This window comes from Pseudomonas sp. HN2 (genome assembly GCF_020736465.1).
GTDB classification, from domain to species: domain Bacteria; phylum Pseudomonadota; class Gammaproteobacteria; order Pseudomonadales; family Pseudomonadaceae; genus Aquipseudomonas; species Aquipseudomonas moraviensis_A.
Map to the genome: position 1 here is coordinate 2,345,227 of NZ_CP085885.1, position 16,235 is coordinate 2,361,461.

The window sequence follows — 16,235 nt, forward strand, 5'->3', positions numbered from 1 at the left end:
ACAAGCGGTCGAAAGTATTGGTTTTAAAGGGGTTTCCAGATTTTGTGTGTCAGATTTGAGGCACCGTTTTTTTGACGGTCAATCCGGCTATCAGTCAATTCTTGCGCTTTTAGGGGTGGGTGCTAGTGTCAGGGTCTGACCGACAAAGCTTTGACATCCAGCCATTTCTGCCCGCCCGGTATCGCCATGTTCAGATATGCCAAAGAACTCCTTTTAGTTGTCTTTTTGCTGTTGTATTCCGACTATTACCTGGAGCGGTTAAATGCTATCGGGTGGAGTTTGAATGCACTTGTTTTTGGCGCGATGTTTTTGGCGCTGACTTTAGCGTTATATTTGGCTGCCTATATAAGGCAAGCTCTCGTTCGACATGCATTCGCATTAACGATGTTTGCGGCGGCGGTTTTTTTCGATGTCTATACCCGGGTCACTGCGGATTACCTGAGGTACAGCGATTTTGTCTCGCTGGTGTATTCCGGTGGCTTCATTCAGGAAGCCGCCTATCAGTATCGCGACGCGATCCTGCGCGCGGTGCTCAGCGGCTTGCTGCTGTTGTTCGGCATCGGGCTCAAGCCGCGTCATCCACTGGTCGTACCGAACACGTTGCGGATCGCGGCGCCCATCGTCGGTGTGTTGATGCTCAGCGCTCTGTTGTTTTTACGTGCGGGAGAGGGCGCCCGGGGCCTGCCGATCATGTACACGCCTTTGGCCTATTTGAATCTGTTTGCCTATGAAGCGCTGCACGACACTGTCGGCCCGCGTGAGACGGTCACACTGGCGCGCGCCGCGCCTGCCGTCGGCTACGACATCGTGCTGATCATCGATGAAAGCATTTCCGGCAATTACCTCGACATCAACGCGCCGTTCGGCGTGCACAGCAACCTCAAGCAGGCGCCGGCCGGGGTCGATGTCTTCAACTTTGGCTACGCCGCGTCCATTGCCAATTGCAGCGCCGATACCAATGTCACCTTGCGCTACGGCGGCACTCGCGCCGATTACAGGCGCATCAACAGCACGCAGCCGTCGATCTGGCAGTACGCGAAAAAGGCCGGGCTCGGCACGGTGTACATCGACGCCCAGCGCACCGCCGGCAACCTGCAGAACCTGATGACCGCCGCCGAGAAAAACGACATCGACAGCTTTGTGCAGTTCGACCAGACCAGCGTCCGTGATCGCGACATGGCGGCAGCGGCGAAGCTGATCGAATTGCTCAACGACGAGCGTCCCGAGCTGATCGTGATCAACAAGGTCGGGGCGCATTTTCCGGTGCACGACAAATACCCGGACGCGTTCATGGCTTACCGGCCAACGCTGCCACGCGGGCAGTTCACCGAAGTCGCCGACACCGGGGAACGTGCCGGTTTCAACGGCCAGCCGGATGACTGGGTGCTGTATCGCAACGCCTACAAGAACACGCTGTTGTGGAATGTCGGCGAGTTCTTCGCCCGGGTCTTTGCCCAGGCTAATCTGCGCAACGCGCTGCTGATCTACACCTCCGATCATGGCCAGGATCTGCATGAACGCGGCAACCCGGGTTTGAATACCCATTGCGGCGGCGACCCGGTGGAAGAGGAGGGGCTGGTGCCGTTGGTGGTGATTCAGGGAAGTGGGCTGCAGACGCCGGACTGGGCGGCGAATCTGCCGGCCAACAAGGACCGCTCCAGCCACTACAACATTTTCCCGACGCTGTTGCAGGTGATGGGTTACGACCTGGCGGGGATTGAAGCGCTGTATGGCAAACCGCTGAGCGTACCGACGGCGGATGAGTTCACTTTCAACTACCGCTTCAATGCGCGGTTGGGGGCCAAGCCTGAGTGGAAGCATATTGATCTGAGCAGCATCGTTACCCCGGAGCGGGCGCCTGCCACTGTGGCTTCGGGGCAGTGAGTTTCAGGTCACTCGGGCGGGTCTCTTCGCGAGCCTGCTCGCGAACAAAAACAGCACAGCCAGCGAGAATCTCAACCCTTGATGAACCGCGCCCGATATACGCCCGGCGCGCACCCCAGCCAGCGCAGACACGCCCGGTTGAATCCCTGCACATCGCTGTAACCCAACCGATCCGCCACTTCCACCAATTCCAACGCCCCGGCCTGCAACAGGTCCTCGGCCCGGTAGTGGCGATACTCATCAAGCAGTTCGCTGAAGGTCCAGCCCAACGCCTTCAGGCGCCGTGCTGCCGTGCGCTCGAGCACATGCTGCGTTGCGCAGAATTGCTGCCAGTGCGCCGTCGCCAGATCCTCGATCAGGTAATCGCTGAGCTGTTCCAGCAAGGTCGGTTCACTGTGACGGCGGGTCTGCTCCAGCAAATCGATCAAGGTTGCTTCCAGCGCCGGATTGCCCGGCGTCAACGGCATTGCGAACAGCTGCGGATCCAGTTGAATCGCGGCGCATGACTGCTCTGCGCTCACCGGGGCGCGGAACGCTGTTTCGTGTTGTTCGCGGCTTGCCGACACCAGCGCCACACCCAGCACCGGGTCACCCTTCAAACCGCTGGCGAGCAACTTGCGCCGCACCAGGCTGCACAGGCTGACAAGGATGTAATCGGTCAGCGCTGCCGGAGCACCGAGACTGCCCGTCTCGAGCAGACGCAGCGTGACCCCACGGTGTTCACGCATGATCTCCATGCGCAAATGCCCGTTGAAAAACGCAAAATACTCGGCGAAAAACTCGCAGGCACGTTCCAGCGACACGGCGACATCGAACAGATAGGTCAAACCGTTGGTGGCGGTCGAAACAAAGCGTTTACCCGCCGCCAGACCGATCGACGGATCTCCGCTCTGCTCCACGGCGAACGCCCAGAAACGCCGCGACATCAGCAGCGGCATGCGCATGAATGGCGTGCGCAGATCAGACAGGCTGCGGCGCAGTTGGGCTTCGATTGCAGCTTGGGTAATGCCGCGCGCGAGCAATTCTTCAATGGCCGGCAACAGGGTCGGCGCGTAAAAGGCATTGGCGGCGAACGGCGTGAATTTGCTCATCGTGCGCAGGCTCTTGCGGTCATTGATTGGCGGTCAGCAAACGTTGATCGACGCTAAGGATCGCCTCGATCATCGCCCGCGCGGCAGGCGTCAGGGTATAGCCGGCGCGGCTGACGATGCCGTAACCCAATTGCAGTGCCGCCTCGTCGTGCGGTACGTCGACAAAATCGAGCAACTCGATCAGGCCCTCGTCGAGCTGTTCACGCAAGGCCTCAAGCGTCGCCAGACCCACGGCATCAGAGCGCAGGACCACACGCTGGATGGCGTCGAACTGTGCACACTCCACGCTCGGCGTGAAGTCGGACTCACCGAGGATATCGGCGAGCACCTTGCGGATCATCGGTGGAATGCGCGTGCCGACGATCGGGTAATCGAGCAGGGCGCGCAAGCGCAGGTCTGCCTGCGCGACCAGCGGATGCCCGGCGCGACAGAAAAACCGGCCCGGCCGCCTCCGCAACTGGTGCACCTGATACTGCGGATCACTGACGAAGTGCCGCGCGTCCGCGACGAAAAACTCGATCTGCTGCTCACGCAACCACAGCGACAATTGCTGCCAGTCGCCTTGATGAAAGCGTGTGCGAATCGCCGGATGCGCCTGAATGAAATCGGCCAGCGCTTCGGGCACCAGCACTTGCGCCGGATACGGGCCGCAACCGAATTGCAGTTCGCCGCCGGTGAGGCCGTTGTATTGCGTCAATTCATTGTGCAGTGCCTGACTGCGGGCGAGCAGGCGCCGCGCGTGCTGCAGCACCAGTTCGCCTTGCCCGGTCAGGCGGAATTCACGGCTGCTGCGCTCGACCAGCGCGCAATCGAGGTCGCGCTCAAGCGTCTGGATGCTGCGGCTGAACGCCGGTTGGCTCAAGTTGATCGCCTCGGCGGCGCGGCCGAAATTGCGACAGTCTGCGAGGGCGACCAAGTGGCGAAGCTGGCGAAGGTCCATCATGCGTCTCCTGCATTTTGCGGATACTTTTAATGCATTGGATCGATAGCACGTCCGCTGGCATAAGTACACGCCTGGTCTTCCATGGCACGCCTTCATGTCCCAGCCTGTGTTCGCTTCCAGCGCTTTTGTCCGCACGATTCTCGCTCATGCTCGGCAGTCCGGACTGTGCCCGCAACACTTGATGGCGCGCGCCGGGATTTGCCCGTCAGTGCTCGCTGGGGCGCATCAATTGATCGCCGCACGATCGGTTGAACAGTTGTGGCGTGAGTGTGAGTGGGCGGGGGTGGCGCCGACGTTCGGCTGTGAACTGGCCGACGGGATGGCGACCGATTGCCTGCAGGGACTGAATATTCTCCTCGACTCGGCGGCGACCTTGCGCGCCAGTCTGAAGTGCTTCATCGACTGCTTGCCACGGGTGATCAACTACGTCGCGGTGGAGTTGGTCGAGGCGGGCGACGTTGCTCATTTGCGCCTGCGTTCGCTGCAGGGGCCGCTCCATCATTTCGCTCTGGATGCGGCGGCGGTAACGCTGGTGCGCAATATTGCCCGGCGGTCGGGCAGGGCGCCGGGAGATTTGTTTGTGAATGTCAGCTTGCGCGCTGCGCAAATGGCCGGAAGCTGGCTGCGTGAAAGTGGTGTTGCGGTGGAGCAGGGCGAGCACCTGCGCCTGTCCTTGCCGCGCTCATGTCTCGATCAGGCCTTGCTTGGCGCCAATCCGTTTTTGCACCAAAGCGTGCTGCGCCACTGGCACGCTGAAGCCTGCGCACCTGCGCGCCAGGACAATCTGACAATGGCGAGCCACTGGCTGACGGCGGGCGATCAGCCGATCGAGCGCATAGCCGAACGGCTGGGCTATCGGCAGCCCAGTAACTTTATCCGCGCGTTCCGCAAACAGTTCGGGACTACGCCGAAGCAGTTTCGGCTGAACACCGGGCAGGTCTGTTGAACGCAGGATCGAGGTGTTTGATCGTCATTGAGGGTGTCAGCAAGATTTCCCCCCTCACCCCAGCCCTCTCCCCCAAAGGGGGCGAGGGGGAAAGGGAGCCGATTTGCGTGTTATTCATAATTGAATTCAACTCGGTATCCCAAGTTGGCGTACCTCGTCCATGCAACTCGGTCGGTCCTCTCTCCCTCCGGGAAGGGGGCTTATGACTCATGGGAGCCGATCTGCGTGTTATTCAAAATTGCATCAACTCGTTATCCCACGTCGGCGTAGCTCGTACATGCAACTCGGTCGGTCCTCTCCCTCCGGGAAGGGGGCTTATGACTCATGGGAGCCGATCTGCGTGTTATTCAAAATTGCATCAACTCGTTATCCCACGTCGGCGTACCTCGTACATGCAACTCGGTCGGTCCCCTCTCCCTTCGGGAGAGGGCTAGGGTGAGGGGCTTTTGACTTACGGCGTGACGATATTGAACTGCGGTCCGAATGTATCCAGGCTGCCCATCAACAGCCCGAATTTCTGACCATTGCCCTGCAACTTCACCAGTCCTTTCTGCATCGCCGTCGGGAAGTCCAGTTGCTTGAGGCTGATCTTTTCCAGCGTATCGCGGCTGAGGCTGACACTGGCATCCGCCGCCGGATTCAGGCCGGCGCGGTGAGTCAGCACGCCGTTGCGCAAGGTCAGGGTGAAATCCCTTTGCACATCGTCGAACGTCCAGTTCAGCGTCAGGTCATTGGCCACGGCTTTGTCGCTGTCCAGGCGTACCGCGAGGTAGTCGAAGAACATTTCCGGACTCATCGCCCGCACCATGTCCGCCGACACGGAATTGGCTGATCGCGGCGGCACGCCGTCGCGCAGTTCCATCGCCCCGGTCAGGTACATGTTGCGCCAGGTGGCGTTTTCGCTTTGATAACCCAGCTGCTCCAGGGTCTCGGCCTGAGCCTTGCGTGCATCCGCGTTGTCCGGATCGGCGAACAGCAACTGGTTGCCCAACTGCGCGGCCCATCGGTAGTCAGCGCTGGCCATCGCACTGCGCATTTTTTCCAGCACCGACGTGGCACCGCCCATGGCCTCGACCGAGCGTTTAGCCGCATCGACCGGCGGCAGCGGGTTGAGGTTGGCCGGGTTGCCGTCGTAGAAACCCATGTAACGCTGATACACCGCGCGCGTATTGAAACTCAGCGAGCCGTAATAACCACGGGTGTACCACTTTTGATCGAGCGAGCCGGGCAGTTTTTTGATTGCTTCGGCAATTTCCAGCGGCGTCAGGCCCTGGTTGAGCAAGTGCAGAGTGCGGTCGTTGATGAAGGCGTACATGTCGCGCTGATCGGCAAGCAGAGTTCGAATTCGCTCGCCGCCCCAGGTCGGCCAGTTGTGCTGAGCGAACAGCACGTCGGCTTTGTCACCATAGCGCGCCAGGCTGTCATCGAGGTATTGCGACCAGGCCTTGGCATCACGCACTTGCGCGCCGCGCGGAGTGAGGATGTTGTGCATCATCTGCGTGGCGTTTTCGGCCATGCACAAGGCTTTCAACTCGGGGAGATACAGGTTCATCTCCGCCGGCGCTTCGGTGCCCGGGGTCAGTTGAAATTCAACTTGCAGGCCAGCGATGGTGCGAGTTTCCAGCGGCTCGGCGATCAGGTCGGTGGGCGCGATCAGCGTGACCGTCCCGCCGCTGGGCGCGCTCTTGCCAAGGCCAGCGTCGACCTGACCTTTTTCACTGCGCGGCAACAGACTGCCGAACTGGTACTGCGCGCGGCGGCTCATGGCATTGCCGGCCATGACGTTCTCGCTCATCACGTGTTCCATGAAACCGACCGGCGCATAAACCTTGACCTTGCCGGCCTTGACGTCGGCCTCATTGATCACCCCGCGCACCCCGCCGAAGTGGTCGACATGAGTGTGACTGTAGATCACCGCTACGACTGGTTTGCGCGGTCGGTTGGCGTAGTACAGATCCAGCGCAGCCCTGGCGGTTTCGGCGATGGTCAGCGGATCGATGATGATCAGCCCGTCGTCACCTTCGATGATGGTCATGTTGGCCAGGTCGAGGCCGCGCACTTGATACAGCTTGGGGCTGACCTCGAACAGACCGGCGTGGGCATTGAGCCGGGCCAGTCGCCACAGGCTCGGATTGACCGATTCCGGCGCCTTTTCTTCAGCGAGGAAGTCATAGGCGTTGACGTTCCAGATGACTTTGCCGGCTGCATCCTTGATCTGGCCCGTGAACGGTGCGATTAAACCTTTGCTGACGGATTCGAAATCGGTGCGGTCGCTGAACGGCAGGGTGTTCAGGACGCCAGCGTTGCTCGCGGCGGTTTGCGCGCTGGGCGCAACCGGGCTGTCAGCGGCGAGCAGCGACTGACTCAGGCAAGCGGTGATCAGGCAGGTCAGCAGGCCGCGCGGGCTCAAAGTGAAACGGGGCATGGGTGTCTCCGGTTTTTTATCGTTATGGCCGAACAACCGGCAGCGTAGGACGCGGCGCAAGGTTGGCGATGATCATCAGCGGACAAAAAACATTCAGGGCCGCTATCCTAGGTCCAGGTTCACTGATCGGGTTTGCCCATGCTTGAGGTTCGCGACGTTTTCAAAAGCTATGCCACGCCACAGGGAGTGTTGCCGGTACTGCAAGGCGTCGACCTGACGCTGGCGGCCGGTGGCAGCCTGGCGCTGATGGGCGAATCGGGCAGTGGCAAAAGCACGCTGCTGCATCTGGTGGCGGGGCTGGACAAGGTCGACAGCGGCAGCATCCGCAGCGGCGAACATCGCCTGGAAGCCATGAGCGAAGCGCAACTGGCCAATTGGCGCCGCACGGAAATCGGTCTGGTATTTCAGCAGTTCAACCTGATCGGCAGTTTGCGCGTGGAAGACAATCTGGCCTTTCAGGCGCGCCTGGCCGGGCGCCATGAGCCGCGCTGGCAGGCGCATCTGGTGCAGCGTCTGGGTCTGGGCGATTTGCTCTCGCGGTATCCCGAGCAACTTTCCGGCGGCCAGCAGCAACGGGTGGCGCTGGGCCGGGCATTGGCTTCACAGCCGAAATTGCTGCTGGCCGATGAACCCACCGGCAGCCTCGATGAAGCGACCAGCGATGAAGTGCTACGGCTGTTGCTGGAATTGCTCGATGACACGCCGACGACCTTGTTGATGGTCACCCACAGTCAGCGCGTCGCGGCGCGATTGGCCCAGCGTGTGGTGTTGTCGAACGGGCGGGTCGCCTGATGATCTGGCGGCAAACCCTGCGCGCGCTGCTCAGCCACTGGCGGCGCCATCCCGTGCAGTTTTTCAGTGTGCTGACCGGACTGTGGCTGGCCACCAGCCTGCTCACCGGCGTCGAGGCGCTGAACAGCCAGGCGCGCGACAGCTATGCGCGGGCCAGCCAGATGATCGGCGGCGAACCGCAAGCCAGCCTGAGCACGCCGAACGGTGCGCCGTTTCCCCAGCGCTGGTTCATCGAGCTGCGCCGTCAGGGCTGGCCGGTGTCGCCGGTGCTGCAGGGCCGGCTGACACTCAAGGGCCACGAAGACCAACGCATTCAGCTGATGGGCATCGAGCCGGTGTCGCTGCCGACAGACTCCGCAGTGGCCGGGCAGGCGATGCCGATCGAGCGGATCGTCGAATTCTTCAGTCCGCCGGGCAGCACCTGGATTTCTCCGGACACCCTGCAAATGCTCGGCTTGCACGAAGGTGATACACCGCAAACCGTAAACGGCCAAACCCTGCCGCCGCTGCTCGCGCAGAAGGACATGGCGCCGGGCCTGTTACTGGTCGACATCGGCGTAGCGCAAAGACTGCTCGACCAACCCGAGCAACTGTCGCGATTGCTGCTGCCCAAGGACTTTCATCAAGATTTACCGGCCAGTTTCAGCGATCGCTTGCAGCTCAAAAGCAGCGGTGAAGAAAACAATCTGGCGCGGCTGACCGAAAGCTTTCACCTCAATCTCGATGCCTTGGGATTTCTGTCGTTTCTGGTCGGTTTGTTCATCGTCCACGCCGCCATCGGCCTCGCTCTGGAACAGCGCCGAGGCCTGCTGCGCACATTGCGCGCCTGTGGTGTCAGTGCGCGAACGCTGATCGCGTGTCTGGTGGTTGAACTGGGCGGGCTGGCACTGATCGGTGGGCTGCTCGGTGTGATCAGCGGCTATTGGCTGGCCAGCGTGCTGCTGCCGGACGTCGCCGCCAGCCTGCGCGGTTTATATGGCGCGGAAGTGGCGGGGCAGTTGCGTTTGAGTCCCTGGTGGTGGTTCAGCGGCATCGGTTTGAGCCTGTTCGGCGCGTTGCTGGCCGGGGCCAACAGTCTGCTGCGGGCGGCGCGTCTGCCGTTGCTGGCGGTGGCTGATCCGCAGGCCTGGCATCAACAGTATTCGCGCTGGTTGCGTCGGCAGGGTTGGCTGGCGACAGCGCTGCTGGCGATTGCGCTGGCCGCGCTGATCTGGGGTGACAGCCTGAGCAGCGGTTTCGTGCTCATGGCCGGGCTGTTGCTCGGTGCCGCGCTGGCCTTGCCGGTGCTGCTCAGCGCGTTGTTGAACCCGTTGCTCGGGCGTAGTCGGTCGGTGCTCGGCCAGTGGTTTCTCGCCGACTGCCGCCAGCAACTGCCAGCCCTGAGTCTGGCGCTGATGGCGCTGCTGTTGGCGCTCGCCGCCAATATCGGCGCCGGCAGCATGACCGCCGGTTTTCGCCAGACCTTCAACGACTGGCTCGAACAACGCCTGAGCGCCGAGTTGTACATCAACCCGGCCAACCCGGCGCAGGCCCGCGAGATGCACAGTTGGCTCAAGCAGCAGCCCAACGTGACCGCTGTGCTGCCCAACTGGCAGGTTTCGGTGACGCTGCAAGGCTGGCCGGCCGATGTCTACGGCATCATCGACCACCCGCACTATCGCCAGCACTGGCCGCTGCTCGACAGCAGTGGCGGAGATCCGTGGGGAAAACTGGCCACGGATGATGCAGTGATGCTCAGCGAACAACTGGCGCGACGCCTGAAACTCAAAGCGGGCGAGCATCTGCGCATCCCCACGCCAAACGGCACGTGGTCGCCGCGCATCGTCGGCATCTACGCTGACTATGGCAATCCGAAAGGGCATGTGCTGATCAGCAGCGATCACCTGCTGCGAGGCTGGCCGCAACTCACGCCGAACCGCTTCAATCTGCGTATCGATCCAGCGCAGATTCCGGCGCTGCTCAACGTCTTGCAGGCGCGCTTTGAGCTGGATGACAACCGCATCATCGATCAGGCGCGGCTCAAGGGCTGGTCGGTGCAAGTCTTCGAACGCACCTTTGCCGCGACGGCGGCGTTGAACAGCCTGACGTTGGCCGTGGCTGGCGTGGCGCTGTTCATCAGTCTGCTGACCCAGAGCCAGAGTCGGCTCAGTCAACTTGCACCGCTGTGGGCATTGGGCGTGACACGTAAACAACTGATGCTGCTCAACCTCGGTCAGACCTGGCTGTTGGCGATACTGACTTTGTTGCTGGCATTACCGCTGGGTATCGCGCTGGCATGGTGCCTGGATGCGGTAATCAATGTGCAAGCGTTCGGCTGGCGACTGCCGTTGCGGGTGTTCCCGTTGCAGTTGTTGCAACTGATGGGCCTGGCGTTGCTTGCGACTTTACTGGCCTCGGCATGGCCGCTGTATTCGTTGTATCGCACGCAACCGGCGGATTTGCTGAGGGCGTTTGCCCATGAGGATTAACGGCGTCGTGCTGATGCTCGTGTTGCTGCTCGGTGGTTGCGATCAGCCCGCGCCCGAGGAGAAAGGCTTCGCCGGCATGGGCGATCAGGCGCAATCGTTCACCCCGGTGGTGCCCGGTCGGGTGTTCAGTTTCCCTGCCGATCACGGCGCGCATGATGGTTTCCGCATCGAGTGGTGGTACGTCACCGCTAATCTCAAGGATCAGCAGGGCAATGATTTCGGCGTGCAATGGACGCTGTTTCGCAGCGCCCTGAAACCGCTCGCCGAGCAGGCCGGGTGGGGCAATCAGACGATCTGGCTTGGTCATGCGGCGGTCACCTCGCGTTCGGTTCATCACGCCGCCGAGCGCTACGCCCGCGGCGGAGTAGGGCAGGCCGGGGTGCGGCTGGCGCCGTTCGAGGCGTGGATCGATGACTGGATGTTTGCCAGTCAAGCGCAGGATCCGCTGAGCGATATGCAGCTCAGCGCCCGCGATAAAAATTTCGCCTATCAACTGCGCCTCACCTCCAGCCGCCCGCTGGTGCTGCAGGGCGACAGCGGCTTCAGCCAGAAATCCGAAGAAGGCCAGGCCTCGTACTACTACAGCCAACCTTTTTTCCAGGCCAGCGGCACGCTGCAGATCGACGGCCAGACATACACCGTCAGTGGCCCGGCATGGCTTGATCGCGAGTGGAGCAGCCAACCGCTGACTGCCAACCAGACTGGCTGGGACTGGTTCTCCCTGCACCTGGACAGCGGCGAACACGTGATGCTTTATCGCATGCGGCAGAAGGACGGCGCACCGTACCTGACCGGCACCTGGATCGCCGCTGATGGCCAGATCCAGACGCTGCGCAGCGAGCAGATCAGCCTTGTGCCGCAGGACACGGCCAAGGTTGCTGATCGGCCGATGCCGGTGAAATGGTCTATCCGTATTCCCGATAAGAAGCTGGACATCAGCGTCGATGCAGTCAATCGCAATGCCTGGATGGATTTGCGTATTCCCTATTGGGAAGGGCCGGTGAAGATCAATGGCAGCCATCCCGGCCAGGGCTATCTGGAAATGACCGGGTATTAACGGCAGACGCTGTCTCATTGTGGGAGCGAGCCTGCTCGCGAAGGCTTTTTGTCGGGTGCTGAGGATTTTTGGCTGAGTACATATCCGTTGCTGCGGTAACGGCTGCTTAGGGTTCCGCCCTTACGGCGGGTCACCTTTTTCAAACGCCAAAAAGGTAACCCAAAAGGCTTGCTCCTGCGTTCGGCCCTCGCAGGCTCGGGTTCCTTCGCTGCGGGATCGATCCGGGCGCAGCGGCTCCGGTTTGCTTCGCTGCACCTACACTCGCTGTGTACGACTGCGTCGTACGGTCGCTGCGCTCCCACGCCCGGATCAATCCCTCCGCTCAGCCTTCCGACGTCGCCGGTGGATCAAGATCAAAAGCAGGCGAGCTGACACTCGGCCCAAGGGCGAACGCTCATCATGTAGGAGCTGCCGAAGGCTGCGATCTTTTGATCTTGCTCTTGCTCTTGCTCTTGTAGGAGTGAGCCTGCTCGCGATAGCTATCTCAAAGACACCGATGAATAGCAGAGTTACCCAATCCCTGTGGGAGCTGGCTTGCCAGCGATGGCGTCCGTGCCTTCACCGCTGAGCGAACTGACTGGAACTCTCACCGGCGCCCACCGCTCTACCAGAAACCCGCCATTTTCGGACTTAACCATGAGCGACGACCTGCAACTCCCAGACCTCGAAACCTGGCAGCGCCTGTTCGACGATCAGACCCTTTGGCAGCAATCGCCTGACGCTCACTATTTCGATCTGCAGCGCACCGCCGATGACCTGCTCGGCCAAGGGGCGATTGACCTTGAGCAATGGCAGTTGCTGCGCGCCAAAGCCGACGATTTGCACAAGCAAACGCCCGAGGTCAACGTCGCCCGCGAACTCGACGATCCTGAAGCCTGAGGAACACTGCCGTGAATACAACCGTCAACCAAAACGACAATCCCGATGAGCCACGCCCGGCCGGCGAAACCGAACGCGACAATGACGCACTGCGCCCGACCGATCCCAAGCAGCGGCAGGACAGCGGCAAAGGTACAGCGAGCGGCGAATCCACCGCCCAGGAGACCGCCAAGCCACACACTCGCGGGCCACAAACCCAAGTCAAGCCCTGAACAGCGTCTATGCTCACTGGCACGCCCGCCGCTGAAGTCGATTCGGCAGCGGGCGTCGCCACTTCATCACAGGGAAAGTAATGCATATGAAGCTCGACGCTCTGGCCAAGGCCATCACCCTCGCAACCCTCCTTTCGGTCTCCAGCTTCGGCGCTATGGCTGCCGATATCCCATTGTCTGCCACCGTTGAGGCCGATTCCGTTACCACTAAGGTGCTCGCCGTCGACCCGGCCAACCACCAGGTTGTGCTGGAAGGCCGCGAGGGCCGTCAGGTCCATGTGCAGCTCAGCGAGAAAGCGAAAAACCTTGCCAATCTCAAGGTCGGCGATCTGGTGAAGATCGAAGTGCAGCGTTCAGTTGCCGCTTATCTCGACACGGATGTGGATAAAGGTCTGCCAGGCACCACCGAACGCACCGGCGAACTGCGCAAGGCCCCGGGTAGCGACAACCCTGGCGGCGAGGCCTATCGCCAGGTTCAGGTGCAGCTGAAAATCAGCAAAATTGATTTGAAGACCCACCAGGTCACCCTCGAGAATCCATCCGGACAATCGAAGACGCTCGATGTGAAGAAGCCGGAGATTCAGGCCAGGTTGAAAGATCTGAAAGTAGGGCAGAGCGTAATTGTCACTTACACCGATATCCTGAAAGTGACCAGTCAACACGATAGTTGAGTATTAGCTCTACAGCTTTCTTGCTCTTGTACAACTTTATGTATGAGAGCAATCATATAAAAGTTTCTGTCGGAGAATTCTGGGGAAATATCGGAAAGGACGGTCTTTAACTTTTCAGTACAAAAATTTCATATTTCTACCTGACGACATATTCACAGGATTGAATTAAAATCCTCGGCGTTCGCCCAGTGTCAGGGCTCTTTACCGGTGCATGGATTGCCAGGCCGTAACACTGGGCGAACTCCAACGACGGTAGTTGTATACAAAAGTTAAGAACAAAAAAGGGCGACTTTGAAGTCGCCCTTTTTGTTGCCTGGACTCAAGCCGAAGCCTGCATGCCAGACTTGTCTCGCTGCCCCCGTAAGCGCTTGAGCGTTGCCTGATACATCTTCGTGCGGCGATGGTCCTTGCCATACGTGCCTGCCGCCGCGACGGTGCCGGCCTGGATGTGATCCAGATAGCGGAAAATCGTCCGTGGCGAGAGAAACCTGACGCCATAGCCCAACTTGATCATTCGATCCTGCAGCGTATAACCCGGCACCCTATCATCCATACAGAAGTGCAAACCTTGCGACTTCATCAAACGCACATTCCACAGCGTACAAAAACTTTTAAGATGCGTTTCTTTATACGGGCGTGGCGGTTTCGAACGCAGCCCGAAATGAACTTTGAGCCGGCGAACATGGTGTTTGCAGAATCTCGAAGTCAACCGCCAGGTATCTCGCAATAACCCACGATCAAGTTGCTCCACACAACCGACCGCCGCCATGTCTGCACTTTTCGTGCACTCGCGCATCATCATCCCGAACACTTCCATGTCGTAGACAAAGGTGTCGGTGTGCAGCAGAAACAAGTAGTCGGTCTCGACTTTAGCCAAGGCCAGATCCAGCGCCTTGCCATGGGCAATATGACCCGCTTCCTTGCCTGGCGACGGCCGCTCGATCAGATTGATCCAGTCCAGCGAACGCAAGTAATCAAGGCTGGCATCCGCCGAATCGTTATCCACCACCCACACTGGAATGCCCTGCGCCTGAACATGCTCGCGCAACAGCTCCAGGCACATGCGGGTGATATCCGGGGTTTTGTAATTGACCAGCGCGAGGCTGAAGTTGGATTGCGGCTGGGAGGGTAGATCGAAAGCTTTCATGTCGGAGGGACTCATCCACGGCTCAAGACGACGGGGTTCATGGGCCGGGATGCTAGCGGGGGAAGCTTAGGTGAAGCTTAATTTGCGGATCAGATTGGTTGATCAAATCAAGCGGGGTTATTCAGATCCGACATTGCTTTCCGATACATGCTGCGACCAATTGGTTTTGTCGTGTGCCCAGAACTCCGGTCATCCGCAAAACCTGTGGGAGCGAGCCTGCTCGCGAAGGCGGCTGTTCAGGCAAATCATTGGCGACTGACAGACCGCTATCGCGAGCAGGCTCACTCCTACAGGAGAGCGGCGCAAAGCTCAGGTCAGGTTGATACCCAAAGTTTCGGCACATTCTTCAAGCGAACGCCGCTGCGTCTCGGCATACAACTCCAACTCATCAATGGTCGAGCGCCCCAGCGCCTGTTCGAATGCCTGGCGATTGGAATGTTCGGCGTAATGCGTCTGCGCAGAATCACCAAGGTTCGACTGAAAAATCCCCGCCGCGCTCACCGGCAGGAAATCTTCGTACACCAGCGGCTCCGCTTTCACGTAGCCATCGCGCAGCAAGTCCTCCAAGGACGACTCACCAAGTCCTCCAGCGGCCAAACCCTTTTCCGTGGCGAAATAACGAAAGTACGCCAGCCCCTGTTCGCGCATGCCCTCGACGCTGTCAGGAAATTCCGCAAAGTGTTGAGTCATCAGCGCGTTGTAACGTGCAGCATTGGCTTCGTTGGGAAAATCGCCCAGTTCATCGCGGGCGGCGTTCAGCAGGCGGTCATACAGCGCGCGCCCCTTGGGCGTCAGGGCAGCGCCGCGTTGTTCGATTTCGCCGAACCGGGCGCTGTGGCTGCCAAGGGTTTCAGGCTGGTCGGTGAAGGCGATCGGCTCGTCCAGCGCCTTGAAGCTGGTCTGGCGCAGCAGGATCGGGCACTTGCGGCGCGGTGGGCCTTCAATCACCGCTTTGGGTGTGATGCCATGGGCGGGCATCTGCTCCTGCACGGTGTCGATGTCCAGCGTACGTGGCGTAAGGTGATTGATGTGCGGGCCCTTGAACGCCACGACGTCGGCGACCAAACGGTGCTGGGCGCTGAGTTTCTGGTACTGCGCGCCAGTGACGGTGGCGCTGTGGTGCCAGCGAAAAGTCTCCAGTACCTGTCGGACAAATTCTGCGGCGTCAGCTTCGTTCAGCCCGCCCGCTGTTTCCGCCTGTTCAATCAGGCGCAACGCGGAGTCGGTAAAAATCGAACGACGGGCCAGCACCGACTCGGCAAAAGAACGCAGTTCAGGGGCTTCAATCAGCTCCAGGCGCAGCAACGAGGTGAACACACGAAACGGGCTGATTCGCAGCGCCTCTTCATGCACCGCGCGAAACGCCGTCGAATGCACCGGCACGCCCGCCGGCGTCAGGTCGTAATAACCCACCGGCTGCATGCCCATCACCGCGAACAGGCGGGCGAGGGTGGCCAGTTCGCTCGCCGTGCCGACGCGAATGGCACCGTGGCGTTCCATGTCCAGCCGCTCGATTTCGCCGGTGCGCCTGAGGTGCCCGGCAATCTCAGGCTGACGTGCCAGCACGTCGCGGTTGGTGTTCTCTACCAGTTCCATCAGCGCGCCGTACAGCGGCACCTCTTCACGGTACATGTCGGACATCGCTCGGGAGAAGCGTTGGCGGATCAGGTCGGGGTTGACGAACGGCTGCACGGTCATGAAAAAAATTCCTGCCACGGTC

At 60.4% G+C, this 16,235-nt stretch carries 13 protein-coding genes; 8 read left to right on the forward strand and 5 right to left on the reverse strand.

Annotated elements, in window-relative coordinates; genetic code table 11:
• The first annotated feature begins 186 nt into the window (after window positions 1–186).
• Window positions 187–1,884, forward strand: coding sequence for a sulfatase-like hydrolase/transferase (locus LIS66_RS10390; RefSeq protein ID WP_227974188.1), 1,698 nt, complete (start codon window positions 187–189; stop codon window positions 1,882–1,884).
• A 71-nt stretch (window positions 1,885–1,955) separates the two neighbouring features.
• Here the strand turns inward: LIS66_RS10390 and LIS66_RS10395 are convergent, their stop codons facing one another.
• On the reverse strand, window positions 1,956–2,975 hold the full coding sequence (locus LIS66_RS10395; RefSeq protein WP_227974189.1) for an AraC family transcriptional regulator: 1,020 nt from the start codon (window positions 2,973–2,975) through the stop codon (window positions 1,956–1,958).
• Between the two features lie 19 nt (window positions 2,976–2,994).
• On the reverse strand, window positions 2,995–3,915 hold the full coding sequence (locus LIS66_RS10400) for a LysR family transcriptional regulator (RefSeq protein ID WP_227974190.1): 921 nt from the start codon (window positions 3,913–3,915) through the stop codon (window positions 2,995–2,997).
• A gap of 97 nt (window positions 3,916–4,012) precedes the next feature.
• Here LIS66_RS10400 and LIS66_RS10405 point away from each other — a divergent pair, with 97 nt between their 5' ends.
• Window positions 4,013–4,864: a helix-turn-helix domain-containing protein gene (locus LIS66_RS10405; protein WP_227974191.1), complete on the forward strand. Its 852-nt coding sequence runs from the start codon at window positions 4,013–4,015 to the stop codon at window positions 4,862–4,864.
• Window positions 4,865–5,315: 451 nt separating this feature from the next.
• Here the strand turns inward: LIS66_RS10405 and LIS66_RS10410 are convergent, their stop codons facing one another.
• A complete protein-coding gene (locus tag LIS66_RS10410) occupies window positions 5,316–7,289 on the reverse strand; it encodes an alkyl/aryl-sulfatase (protein WP_227974192.1) in 1,974 nt (657 codons plus the stop codon).
• 138 nt (window positions 7,290–7,427) lie between these two features.
• Here LIS66_RS10410 and LIS66_RS10415 point away from each other — a divergent pair, with 138 nt between their 5' ends.
• The 6 genes from LIS66_RS10415 to LIS66_RS10440 all read left to right on the forward strand — a co-directional run bounded on the left by LIS66_RS10415 (window position 7,428) and on the right by LIS66_RS10440 (window position 13,368).
• Entirely contained in the window at window positions 7,428–8,081 is a 654-nt protein-coding gene (locus tag LIS66_RS10415; RefSeq protein WP_042609505.1) for an ABC transporter ATP-binding protein, read from the forward strand.
• The gene (locus LIS66_RS10420; protein ID WP_416220749.1) at window positions 8,081–10,549 is read left to right on the forward strand and encodes an FtsX-like permease family protein; all 2,469 of its coding nucleotides are present in this window, start codon (window positions 8,081–8,083) and stop codon (window positions 10,547–10,549) included. Before LIS66_RS10415 ends, LIS66_RS10420 begins: the two co-directional genes overlap by 1 nt.
• Window positions 10,539–11,606, forward strand: coding sequence for a lipocalin-like domain-containing protein (locus LIS66_RS10425; protein WP_042609507.1), 1,068 nt, complete (start codon window positions 10,539–10,541; stop codon window positions 11,604–11,606). Before LIS66_RS10420 ends, LIS66_RS10425 begins: the two co-directional genes overlap by 11 nt.
• A 636-nt stretch (window positions 11,607–12,242) precedes the next feature.
• Window positions 12,243–12,485 (forward strand): hypothetical protein, encoded by a 243-nt coding sequence (locus tag LIS66_RS10430; protein WP_042609508.1) that lies wholly within the window; start codon window positions 12,243–12,245, stop codon window positions 12,483–12,485.
• 11 nt (window positions 12,486–12,496) lie between these two features.
• A complete protein-coding gene (locus LIS66_RS10435) occupies window positions 12,497–12,697 on the forward strand; it encodes a hypothetical protein (RefSeq protein ID WP_042609509.1) in 201 nt (66 codons plus the stop codon).
• An 86-nt stretch (window positions 12,698–12,783) separates the two neighbouring features.
• The gene (locus tag LIS66_RS10440; RefSeq protein ID WP_042609510.1) at window positions 12,784–13,368 is read left to right on the forward strand and encodes a hypothetical protein; all 585 of its coding nucleotides are present in this window, start codon (window positions 12,784–12,786) and stop codon (window positions 13,366–13,368) included.
• A gap of 319 nt (window positions 13,369–13,687) precedes the next feature.
• Here LIS66_RS10440 and LIS66_RS10445 read toward each other — a convergent pair whose 3' ends face one another.
• The gene (locus LIS66_RS10445; protein ID WP_042609511.1) at window positions 13,688–14,515 is read right to left on the reverse strand and encodes a glycosyltransferase family 2 protein; all 828 of its coding nucleotides are present in this window, start codon (window positions 14,513–14,515) and stop codon (window positions 13,688–13,690) included.
• 309 nt (window positions 14,516–14,824) lie between these two features.
• Window positions 14,825–16,213, reverse strand: a complete 1,389-nt coding sequence (locus LIS66_RS10450; protein WP_227974193.1) for a VOC family protein — start codon at window positions 16,211–16,213, stop codon at window positions 14,825–14,827.
• Between the last annotated feature and the right edge of the window lie 22 nt (window positions 16,214–16,235).